Annotated in this window: 8 protein-coding genes; 4 read left to right on the top strand and 4 right to left on the bottom strand. The window is 40.5% G+C overall.

The annotated features are described in order from the left end of the window. Positions 1-19 precede the first annotated feature (19 nt). From ACZ5B7_RS02430 to ACZ5B7_RS02420, 3 genes are all read right to left on the bottom strand, one after another. Complete coding sequence (locus ACZ5B7_RS02430) at positions 20-1,204, bottom strand: amidohydrolase (protein ID WP_464492492.1); 1,185 nt, start codon at positions 1,202-1,204, stop codon at positions 20-22. Positions 1,205-1,248: 44 nt separating this feature from the next. Then, the gene (locus ACZ5B7_RS02425; RefSeq protein ID WP_464492491.1) at positions 1,249-2,667 is read right to left on the bottom strand and encodes an MFS transporter; all 1,419 of its coding nucleotides are present in this window, start codon (positions 2,665-2,667) and stop codon (positions 1,249-1,251) included. 203 nt (positions 2,668-2,870) lie between these two features. Further along, positions 2,871-5,213, bottom strand: coding sequence for a helix-turn-helix domain-containing protein (locus ACZ5B7_RS02420; protein WP_464492490.1), 2,343 nt, complete (start codon positions 5,211-5,213; stop codon positions 2,871-2,873). Between the two features lie 347 nt (positions 5,214-5,560). On the opposite strand from ACZ5B7_RS02420, the gene ahpC reads away from it, so the two are divergent. The 4 genes from ahpC (at position 5,561) to nspC (ending at position 10,657) form a co-directional block, all read left to right on the top strand. Beyond that, entirely contained in the window at positions 5,561-6,124 is a 564-nt protein-coding gene (gene ahpC, locus ACZ5B7_RS02415) for an alkyl hydroperoxide reductase subunit C (RefSeq protein WP_464492489.1), read from the top strand. Positions 6,125-6,136: 12 nt separating this feature from the next. Continuing rightward, the gene (gene ahpF, locus ACZ5B7_RS02410; RefSeq protein ID WP_464492488.1) at positions 6,137-7,666 is read left to right on the top strand and encodes an alkyl hydroperoxide reductase subunit F; all 1,530 of its coding nucleotides are present in this window, start codon (positions 6,137-6,139) and stop codon (positions 7,664-7,666) included. A 620-nt stretch (positions 7,667-8,286) separates the two neighbouring features. After that, on the top strand, positions 8,287-9,528 hold the full coding sequence (locus tag ACZ5B7_RS02405; RefSeq protein WP_217034352.1) for a saccharopine dehydrogenase family protein: 1,242 nt from the start codon (positions 8,287-8,289) through the stop codon (positions 9,526-9,528). 1 nt (position 9,529) lies between these two features. Next, complete coding sequence (nspC, locus tag ACZ5B7_RS02400; RefSeq protein ID WP_464492487.1) at positions 9,530-10,657, top strand: carboxynorspermidine decarboxylase; 1,128 nt, start codon at positions 9,530-9,532, stop codon at positions 10,655-10,657. A 115-nt stretch (positions 10,658-10,772) separates the two neighbouring features. Here the strand turns inward: nspC and ACZ5B7_RS02395 are convergent, their stop codons facing one another. Next, the gene (locus tag ACZ5B7_RS02395) at positions 10,773-11,861 is read right to left on the bottom strand and encodes an aromatic acid exporter family protein (protein WP_464492486.1); all 1,089 of its coding nucleotides are present in this window, start codon (positions 11,859-11,861) and stop codon (positions 10,773-10,775) included. Positions 11,862-11,999 lie beyond the last annotated feature (138 nt).

Raw genomic sequence — 11,999 nt, 5'->3', positions numbered from 1 at the left:
CCCATGCATCACCCATGCATCATATTCCATAATAACCGCAAACAACCTGGCCGACAGCTTTTGCTGCTACTAGGAGGGCGTCTTCATCAATGTCGAATTTCGGATGGTGGTTGAAGTATGGTTTTTCAACCCCTTTTGGTGTACAGCAAATGTAGAAGAAGCAGGCTGGGAATTTTTTCGCATAGTGTGCAAAGTCTTCTGATGGTGATAATTTCGGGAATTCCTGTACTTCCGTAATATCTTTATCATTTGCATTTTTTAGAATCTCTGCCACCATTTCCGTTAGGTCCGGATTATTATAGAGCGGCGGATAGTCTGGTGTATACGTCAACTCACAAGTAACGTTAAATTCTTCTTCAATCCCTCTTGAAATACGGCGAATTTCTGTTTCGATTAACGTACGGGTTTCATCTGTCATTGCCCGCACATCGCCTTCAATTTCGACGCTATCCTTAATAACATTAAAGGTGCCCTTTCCGTCAAATGAACCAATCGTGACGACGCCCATATCAAATGGGTTTAAGCGGCGGCTGATAACGGTTTGAACAGCCGTTACAAAATGAGCTCCGGCGACAATCGCATCATTGGCTAAATGAGGCGAAGAACCATGGCCGCCTACCCCTTGGACCTTTAATTTAAAGTAGGCACGTCCAGGAAAGACGTATCCACTGTTATAGCCAACAACCCCGGAAGGTCCCATTGGCAGTAAATGAATACCGAAAATATTGTCCAAATCATCAAGCAGCCCTGATTCGATCATGCCGATCGCTCCGCCTGGCGGTACCTCTTCAGCAGGCTGGTGAATGATTTTAATCGTACCAGGGATCTCATCCTTTAATTGGATTAAACAGTCGGCTAAGATCATGAGATAGGCTGTATGGCCGTCATGAGCGCAGGCATGCATGACACCTGGATTTTTCGATTTAAACGGGACATCTGTTTCTTCAAATATTGGCAGAGCATCGAAATCAGCGCGTAATCCAATCGTCTTCCCTGGCTTTCCGCCAGTAATCGTCACGATTAACCCGTTGCCGCCGCCCACTTTCCGATCTACTTTGACATCTTTCCCTTTGTAAAACTCTTCAATATATCTGCTTGTGTTTTCTTCTTGAAACGATAGTTCAGGATGTTCATGAAGATATCGGCGAATTTCGATCATTTCATCTTTACACTCTTCTAACATTTGCATAAGTTTGTTCTTCATTCCCAGTTCCTCCATTCAATCTTTTTTGTAAAATTCTCCGCACATTAACTTGCTTGTGGTTCGGCCTTCATTACACGCTCCCGCTCTTTCTCTTTCCCTGCATTTTGAGGAACCATGATGATAATGGATAACAGCGCCAGCACACCAAAGATCACATTCACGATGACACCTGCGGTTGCTGCGAATTCAATGCTGGTAACGGCCGCCATTGTGCTGTAGACTGTCGCGGAAATCGCCACTCCGAAGGCTCCCCCAAGCGAACTTGCCATTTTATAAATTCCGGCTGCTTCCCCCACTTTATTAGATGGAGCATTGGATACTGAAGTATCGGTAGAAGGTGTTGCATATATTCCAAGTCCCAGGCCAAATAAGGCAAAGCCAATAAACACGGCAACGGTATATGTTAAGTCATTCAGGAAGGTTAATCCCATCATCGCAACGCCAATAGTTGTAATAATCGTTCCCCAAATCATCGGTTTCTTTGCGCCAACTTTTTGAAGAATTTTCTCACCGACACGAATCATGGCTAACACCGCAACCAAGTAGCCGAGTGACAGCATACCTGATTGGAAGGCTGTGAATCCCCTGCCGACTTGTACATAAGTGTTTGCGACAACAAGTGTGCCTGCGATCGCATTTAATAGGAAGTTTGAATAAGTCGCTCCTGCATATGGCTTATTTTTAAATAAAGAAAAGTCGATTAACACGATAGCTTTGTTTCTTTCCACTTTGAAAAAAACAATCGCTCCAACAATCGCAACTGCTGCAAGAATGATGGTAGTTGGGCTTGTCCATCCTAAGTCTGCTCCAAAAGCGATAAATACGTTTAATGCAAGCATGGTAATAATGAAGATGACTAAGCCTGCATAATCGAATTTAAAAGCACCAAATGTTTCGCCCTTACTTTCAGGAGTGTCCTTAATTAAAAACATACCAAGAAGAGCAAATATGATGGAGAAGATAAAGATCCATCGCCATCCCATGTAAGTAGCAATCGCGCCCCCTGCGAACGAACAAACCCCTGATCCGCCCCAAGAACCGATGGACCAAAAGCTTAATGCCCGCTGCCGATCCGCTCCCTCATAATACGCTTTTACTAACGCAATGGTTGCCGGCATAATACATGCTGCAGATAAGCCTTGAATGATACGTCCGATAATAAGAAGAACCGCCCCTTGAGCAAACACTAAACAAAGCGAGCCGATAATGCTTAAAATCAAACCAATATTGGTAATTTTTTTACGTCCTATTTTATCTGCGAGCCCGCCCGCAGCCACAATAAACATCCCTGAAAATAAAGCACTTAAACTAATCGCTATATTCAACGCCTCAAGTGATACCCCTAAATCCGCTTGAACAGATGGGACGACGTTGACCATTGCTTGTGCAAACAGCCAGAATGTAATAACGCCAAACACAATCCCGGTAATTAATTTATTTGTTCCTTTATAGGTGGTCATCATAAATTCCTCCTTGACCTTATAATTTGTTTTTTTAGTCTTAATTAACCTGCAAGTGTGAAGGTGATTTAAATCATCTTGTGCCTTTATTATAAAAAAATGACCCCTTGTAAAAGGAGTCATTTTTTGTGCAGATAACCGTATCGTCAAAGGTATTTATTAACTTAAAAAATAGGAACACAAAATTTTGCGGTCAATTTTTTACATTATAGAATGACTTTTCTTATTTCAAAAAAGTGAACCGCATTTACAGTTAAATAGGAGTAAAAAGACCACTCTTCATCAATCATTTCATCAAAAACCTCTAAGCTTGGATGGCTTGTCCGGATAATATAGTCAATAATCTCTTGGTCCATACCATATTTACTATTGTTTTCCCTCCAGTTTTTATAAAGGGCCCCATGGTCTTTATCAAAAACATATTTGCGAATTTGATATTCACCGCAGGGAATCCCTTTAATCGTTACCCGCATTTCTCTCATTAATTTTTGCAAAAAAGTTTCTTCAATTGAAAAATAGGGGTTCACAATATTACTGTTCATTAACACAAGCTGATAGCCGCGTTCATTTTCTGTCATGATATAAGACGGACCCTTTGCGACTACTTTACCTTGCAATTTTTTGAAGAATGACATGGCATAATAGACAGGCCGCTTTCCATTAAAATAATGAAACAGCTCCATTCCTTCTAGTGGAATATCTTTTCCTCCCATATTTTGCTCGTGTGTTTCGGTATTAATCCAGAAACCGAGCGTTTTCACATCATCTGAAACTTTAATGGCATCGTTCAAGATTAAAGCTCCCCGGAAAAAGGTTCCGTTCGTATAACGGGTATTTCCTGAAATGGTGTTCCAAGTTAGCAAATGCAGCGGCTTCTCAATGGAATGCGCTTTTAAATATTGCTTTAATTTTTCCGTTTTTTCCTTGATAAAATCTTTTGCCAACCCATAATGGTGGTCGATTAATTCTTTAAAATTGATCACTTCATTAGGGCTGACTTTATAGGCGAGAAAATCAATTTCCGCAGCTTGCTGCAAAATCCACTTATACTGGTCATTTGTTGTACCTGCGGTAAATGAAAAAGGTAAAAACGCCCCTACTTGAATCGAAGGAATTTCTGTTTTTATTAACTTTCGCAGTTTCAAATAAAATCTCTCTAATTGTTTACTCGCAAAAGCCTGATCAAATGTTTCTGAAAATAAAAAGCACCAGGTGGCAAGATAACTTTCACCGAATACTTGTAAGCAGTGTTTTAAAAAGCTCTGCAGTTTATGAAGATAGGCATTTTCATCGGATGATATTTCGGCGTAGTTTACTTGAATATATAAAGACAAATCATTCGTTTTCATAAACTGAATGACTTCATCCGAATTATAATACGGTGATGTCGTTGGTATTAATTCATCTGTTTCTACCGCTGGAGATATCGTTCTCCCACTCAATAATTTCTGAATTCCAACATATTTGATTTGTAAATCTTCTTTTGCTAACAGCACTTGTGTTCGAACGGGGTTCTTTAGTAATTCCCTTAGTTCGCCGATCATTAAAATAGGGTTTGGATGATTTAATATTTTTATGTTTACCGAACTCACATCAATTTCCAGCTCTTCAAAGCCGGCTTCTGTATTACTAAAGGGTTTGGTAGTTTCACCTTCCGCTATAAGAACGCCTAATTTCATTAATATATCTGGAGAACTAAGAAGGATCTCTGATTCTTGAAGCTGAAGGCTTTCAACGAGAACAACTTTTTCCTGTGAGTGCTTTTCACGAAAAGTGTGCGGCGTTTCACCATATACCTTTTTAAACAAATTTGAAAAGGATTTGGTATTGGGGAAGCCATTTTTCAACGATATATACGTAATCGATTCGGTTGTATAGAGCAAATCTTTAACGCTGTGCTCTAAACGAATATTCATTAAAAAATTGATAAAGCCTGCCCCTAATTGCTGTTTAAAATATCGCGAGAAATAACTGGGAGACAGATAAAATTTATGAGCAACGTCCTCCAAGGTGAGCTGTTCATCATAATGCTGTTCAAGATACAAGATAATCTGCTTCAGCCTGGTATCCTTGACATGAATATTTTCAGATACCCTTCCCTGCTTTTTAAATCGGCGAATTAAAGTGATTAATATCTTACAAAGCATTTCGTGCATCTCTAGACGGTAGCCTTCATCCTGTCTGCAATAAATAACCATTAATTGTGCAAACAGTTTCCGCATTTCCGACATCAAATTTTCTTTCCCTCTATCTATTTGCTGGGAAAACAGCTCAAATTGATAACGACGGTACTCCGGATAATATTGCGAAATAAAAGAATCAGAAATACTTAATGTTAAAACCGTATTTTTCTTCGTACCTTGGACTTGATATATTTGATTTCTGTTAATAATAAGGTAGTCATATTCTTTAAGGTGATAAAATCGGCTATTGGTTTCAATCACCAATTCACCATCAAGGACAAGGAAAATTTCAATCCCCGAATACAGAGTGGATGATAAAAGCTCAATATGTTGTAAACGCAACTGAAAGTCTTCGCCCGCAGCCACTTGGATCACTCCCTTCATTATTCATTGTATCCAAAAAAGATGCACGGGGACGGTTCTTCTGCCTCAGTGAGGCAGAAGAACCGTCCCCGTGCATCAGTTAATTGAGAAATGTTAATAGCAATTGAAAATTGGAGTTTATTTTCCAGTATATTGATTGACGCCAATTATTTTAAATAAAAGTTCATTCTCCTTGACAAAATGGCAATATTTATATAATAATATCTCTTGTATTAGAATTATTTTAAAAAACTAATTATAATTAAAAGGAAAATAATTAGTTCCATGTAGTTTTGGCTATAATGCTATAGTGAACTATTTATTAATACACCCTCAGGAGGAAGATCATTATGTCTTTAATCGGTAAAGAAGTACAACCATTCTTAGCACAAGCTTACCAAAATGGTGAGTTTATCTCAGTTTCTGAAGAAACTTTCAAAGGTAAGTGGAGCGTCCTTTGCTTCTATCCAGCAGACTTCACATTCGTATGCCCTACTGAATTAGAAGACCTGCAAAACCAATATGCAACTCTTAAAGATCTTGGCGTTGAAGTATACTCTTGTTCAACAGACACTCACTTCACTCATAAAGCATGGCATGATCATTCACCAGCCATCAGCAAAATTGAATATATTATGATTGGCGACCCTGCGCAAAAGGTTACTCGTGCATTCGATGTATTAGATGAAGCAGAAGGTCTTGCACAACGCGGAACTTTCATCATCGATCCTGACGGCATTGTCCAAGCTATGGAAATCAATGCAGATGGCATCGGCCGTGACGCAAGCACAATCGTAAATAAGATTAAAGCAGCACAATACGTTCGTAACAACCCAGGTGAAGTTTGCCCTGCTAAATGGCAAGAAGGAGCTCAAACTCTTAAGCCAAGCCTTGATCTTGTCGGCAAAATTTAAGGAGTCATAACCATGATTTTAGATGCAGATATAAAAGCACAATTAGCCCAATACCTTCAAATGATGGAGGGCGATGTGCTGCTTAAAGTTAGCGCTGGATCGGATGACGTTTCTCGTGACATGATGGCCCTTGTGGACGAATTAGCTGCCATGTCAAACCGTATTAAGGTAGAGAAAACAGAATTGCAGAGAACGCCAAGCTTTAGTGTGAATCGGATTGGAGAAGACGCGGGGGTAACATTTGCCGGAGTCCCACTTGGACACGAATTTACTTCCCTAGTGTTGGCACTGCTTCAGGTTAGCGGAAGAGCACCAAAGGTTGACCAAAAAGTCATCGACCAAGTGAAAAACATCAAAGGTGAATATCACTTTGAAACTTACGTTAGCCTAACCTGCCACAACTGTCCTGATGTTGTACAAGCACTGAATGTGATGAGCGTTCTTAACCCAACCATCACTCATACAATGATTGATGGTGCGGCATTTAAAGCAGAAGTTGAAAGCAAAGACATCATGGCTGTTCCAACGGTATTCCTAAATGGGGAATCCTTCGGCAGCGGCCGTATGTCATTAGAAGAGATCCTTGCCAAGATTGGCAGCGAGCCAGATGCATCCGAGTTTGCCAACAAGGATCCATTCGATGTCCTTGTGATCGGCGGCGGCCCTGCTGGTGCGAGTGCCGCCATTTACGCTGCGCGTAAAGGCATCCGCACTGGTATTGTCGCGGAACGATTTGGCGGACAGGTGATGGACACGCTTGGCATTGAGAACCTGATTGGTACGAAATACACGGAAGGTCCTAAGCTCGCAGCAAGTCTCGAAGAGCATGTGAAAGAGTACAATGTTGATGTCATGAATCTGCAGCGTGCGAAACGCTTGGAAAAAAATGACCTCGTTGAAGTTGAGCTTGAAAACGGCGCTGTTCTAAAAAGTAAGACAGTCATCCTTTCAACAGGTGCACGCTGGCGTAATGTCAATGTTCCTGGCGAAGCGGAATTCAAGAACAAAGGTGTAGCCTACTGCCCTCACTGTGATGGTCCATTGTTTGCCGGTAAAGACGTGGCCGTTATCGGCGGCGGAAATTCCGGCATTGAAGCAGCAATTGACCTTGCAGGTATTGTGAAGCATGTAACTGTTATTGAATTTGCTCCGGAGCTGAAGGCTGATTCCGTCCTGCAAGACAGACTAAACAGCCTTCCTAATGCAACAGTCATCAAGAATGCACAAACAAAAGAAATTACCGGTACTGACAAAGTAAACGGTATTACCTATGTTGACCGTGCAACTGGCGAGGAACACCATGTTGAACTACAGGGTGTGTTCGTTCAAATCGGTCTTGTTCCAAACACCGAGTGGTTAGAAGGTACAGTTGAACGCACTCGCTTCGGTGAAGTTATTGTAGACAAACACGGCGCTACAACCCTCTCTGGAGTCTTTGCTGCAGGTGATTGTACCGACAGCGCATTTAAACAAATCATCATTTCAATGGGATCAGGAGCAACTGCAGCCTTAGGCGCATTTGATTATCTGATCAGAAATTAACACATGGGGACGGTTCTTCTGCTTCATTTTGAAGCAGAAGAACCGTCCCTTTTCCTTTACGTGATGCATCAGAACCGTCCCCATGCATCACCAATTTATGTTAATTCAAAAAAAGCCAAAAAATCTATTGACATTTATCTCATATACGGATAATATGAAGAAGCGTTATTTTGGAAAGCTAAAATATATCTAATCTTGAGTCTTTCCAAGCAGATAATTTTGACCACTTCCTATAGGGAGTTAAGGCCATACGGACAGCCGGGTCAAATGCCGAGTGGCAACTTGGTTGCCTTATTGATTGAGTTAAAAGCTCAAATTTTATAAGTTGGTTACTTTACAACCAGTGCATATGCACACAACTTGTGAAACGGTCAATAAGAGTGGAAAAAGGCATTATTTGCTATATAGACTCTGATCAATTGATATATTTTGATTATTAGAAGCTTTCTTCATAATGTCCAATTAACCATTATGGTAGAGGTATCCGTGTGAACTTTTTACGGTATACTTATGCTTTTTAATATGACGATTATATCTAAAGCAAGTGTTGTGCGCGTTAATATGCGAATTACACTTGCTTTTTTTGTTGGAAAAATATTACTAAGTGAGGGGATATGAAAATGGGTAAAGCACTTATTATCGGGGCTGGCGGCGTGGCATCTGTTGCCGTTCACAAATGTGTTCAAAACAGCGAAGTATTTGAAGAGATTTGTATTGCAAGCCGTACAAAATCAAAATGTGACGAGCTTAAAGCTAAATTAGACGGCACAACCAAAACAAAAATTACTACTGCTCAAGTAGATGCAGACAACGTTGATGAGCTAATCGCGTTAATTAATGAAGTAAAGCCAGATATCGTTATGAACCTGGCATTGCCATACCAGGACTTAACCATCATGGACGCTTGTCTTGCAACGAAAACACACTACATGGACACAGCTAACTATGAGCCTGAAGATACGGCTAAGTTTGAATACAAATGGCAATGGGAATACAAAGAGCGCTTTGAAAAAGCCGGTATTACTGCCCTTTTAGGAAGCGGCTTTGACCCAGGTGTGACAGGCGTATTCTCTGCTTATGCATTAAAACATTATTTCGATGAAATAGAATATATCGACATCCTTGACTGTAACGGCGGCGACCATGGCTATCCGTTCGCAACAAACTTTAACCCAGAAATCAACATCCGTGAAGTTTCTGCAAACGGACGTTATTGGGAAAATGGCGAATGGGTTGAAACAGATCCAATGGAAATCAAACGCGTTTACAACTTCAAGGAAGTTGGCGAAAAGGATATGTATCTTCTTTACCACGAAGAGCTTGAATCCCTTGCGAAAAACATGCCGGGACTTAAGCGTATCCGTTTCTTCATGACATTTGGCCAAAGCTACATTATGCACCTAAAAGCTCTTGAGAACGTAGGAATGACTTCTATCGAACCAATCGAATTCGAAGGAAAGCAAATCATTCCGCTTCAATTCTTGAAAGCTGTATTACCTGACCCAGCTTCCCTTGGACCTCGTACAGTCGGCAAAACAAACATTGGCTGTATCTTCAAAGGGAAAAAGGACGGCAAAGATAAAACTTATTACGTATACAATGTTTGTGACCACCAAGAATGCTATAAAGAAGTCGGCTCTCAAGCCATCTCTTATACAACTGGTGTTCCAGCGATGATCGGCGCTGCCATGATCTTAACTGGCAAATGGAACAAAGCGGGCGTTTACAATATCGAAGAATTCGATCCAGATCCATTCATGGAAGAGTTAAACAAATGGGGACTTCCATGGGTAGAGGATTTCAATCCAGTTCTTGTTGATGAACTACCTGAAGACTCAAAACAACCGGAGCTAGTTCGCTAAAATGCGGTTTGAAGAACTACCAACACCATGTTATGTGGTCGATGAAGAGCTTGTTGAAAGAAATCTTAAAATCCTTAACGGTGTCATGCAGCGTACCGGAGCGAAGATTGTTTTAGCGCAAAAAGCTTTTTCGATGACAACAATGTATCCCCTCATTGGACAATATTTAAGTGGTACTACAGCAAGCGGTTTGTTTGAAGCACGGTTAGGCTACGAAGAAATGGGCAAAGAGAATCATGTCTTTGCCCCTGCCTACCGTGAAGATGAAATTGATGAAATTATTTCGATTTGCGATCATATTATCTTTAACTCTTTCTCACAGTTAGAAAAATTTAAAGATAAAGCTTTAAAAGCCGGCAGAAAAGTGGGCTTGCGCATCAATCCTGAATGTTCCACCCAAATTGGACATGCGATTTACGATCCATGTTCACCTGGTTCCCGTTTCGGTGTGACTAGAGATCTTTTCCGTCCAGAATTGCTTGAAGGTGTGTCCGGTCTTCATTTCCACACCCTTTGTCAGCAAAACTCTGATGACCTAGAAACAACTCTTAATGCAGTGGAAGAAAAATTCGGAGAATGGCTTCCTCAAATGGAATGGATCAACTTTGGCGGCGGCCACCATATCACAAGAGAAGATTACGATATTCCTAGACTAGAAGCTTGTATTAAGAGAATGCAAGAAAAATACGGTTTAGAAGTATATCTAGAGCCGGGAGAAGCGATTGCTCTTAACGCTGGCTATCTGATTACATCTGTCCTTGATTTACACCAAAATAAAATGGATATCGCTATTCTTGACACGTCTGCAACCTGCCATATGCCTGACGTATTAGAAATGCCTTACCGCCCTCCTCTCTTTGGTTCAGGCGAAGCAGGCGAGAAGCCATATACATATCGTCTTGGCGGGCAAACCTGCCTGACAGGCGATGTGATCGGCGATTATTCGTTCGACCAGCCATTAAAGAGCGGCGACCGCTTGGTGTTCGGCGATATGGCCATCTATACCATGGTTAAAAATACTACCTTCAACGGCATGGCCCTGCCGGCCATCGCAGTAAAAGACAAAGACGGCGATTGCAAAGTTGTACGTGAATTTGGTTATCAAGACTTTAAAATGCGTTTAGCTTAACTGGAAGAGAAAAAACCAGACTCTGAGAGCCTGGTTTTTAATTTATGATTACTTCTAATGGAAAAAACTCGCCTTTTAAGTTTTTATTGATGATCAGAAGAATCTGTATTTTAGGTTATTGAAAGTGTTCATCCTTTAAGGAATAATGATTGACGTTTCTTTTATCCCGAAGCTCCAACCGTTGGATACGTTTTATTTCTTCCATTTGGCCCAATATTGAAACTAATTCAAATAAGAGGAGGGTCTCGGGCGGGAGGTAATGGAATGATTGGTGATACTGCTTATCTTTTCCATCCAATTCTCCAAGCTTAAGCTGCCCGAGAATCTTGTTCATCATTTGTTGATTTGACTCCGAAAATTCGAACGGATCATCATCATTTATCTTTTTTATTAATTCGATGGATGAATTCATAATTTGTTTTACCTCATGGTTAAAGGAGGTCTTAAGCGCAGGAAATGAATTTAAAATTCCCAGGTGGTTAATTATCTGGTGTAATATGCATATTTTTTTATTTTCATAATGGTAAATTCTCATTATCTTACGAGGAAAATGATGGAACTCCCATTCCTTTCTCTGATAGCTGCATAGTGTTTGGATTGTCTCCAAATTTTTAACAAGTGATTTAAACATCATTCTTGTACCTTTATGCAACGGCTCCTGGTTGATAATTTCCAGCCCTCTTTTTTCAAAATAATGGGTTACTTCTATAAAAAGTTGTTTTGTTTTTCCCTGGATATCCTTAGAATAGTCCGGATGAATAAGTAAAAGATTCACTAAAGACGATACAATCAAACCAATGCTCGTCGTTCCAAGCCTGACGAAAAATGACAATATGTATTGATGATGAACCGTAGAAATCATAGCCACCCCTGTAAGAGTAGCGACCAATATTCCCGAATGCAGCCTCAGTTTATTGCAGGTAAAGATGGTTCCTAAAGCTACTAATGTATAAGTAAATGGACGATCGCCAAATAGAAACGTAAATAAGACAGAATAAGCTGCACCAATGGCTGAGGCAGGAAAGCGAATAAGCGCTTTTTCTATTGAATCTTTTGCTGTAGGTTCAACCGTGACAATGGCTGCTATGACGGCAAACATCTCCGGCCATTTTAAAGAATAACAAAGAATTGATGTTAATAACACCGCAATTCCAGTCTTAAGAATTCTGCCACCCACAAATTTGTTATTTTTTATAATCCCCATAATATACATTCCCTCTTTTAAGACTGTATGTTTCCACTATATGCAAGTGGAGAGAATTCGATAAGAGAAAAAGCAAAAACAAAAGGTACCCTTCCTAAAAGGATACCCTTTGTACCTAAAACGGGCGGAAAAACGGAG

This window comes from Neobacillus sp. S1115, assembly GCF_055385565.1.
Note: the sequence above shows the minus strand (reverse complement) of the source record. Positions and strands in the feature narration are given on the sequence as shown.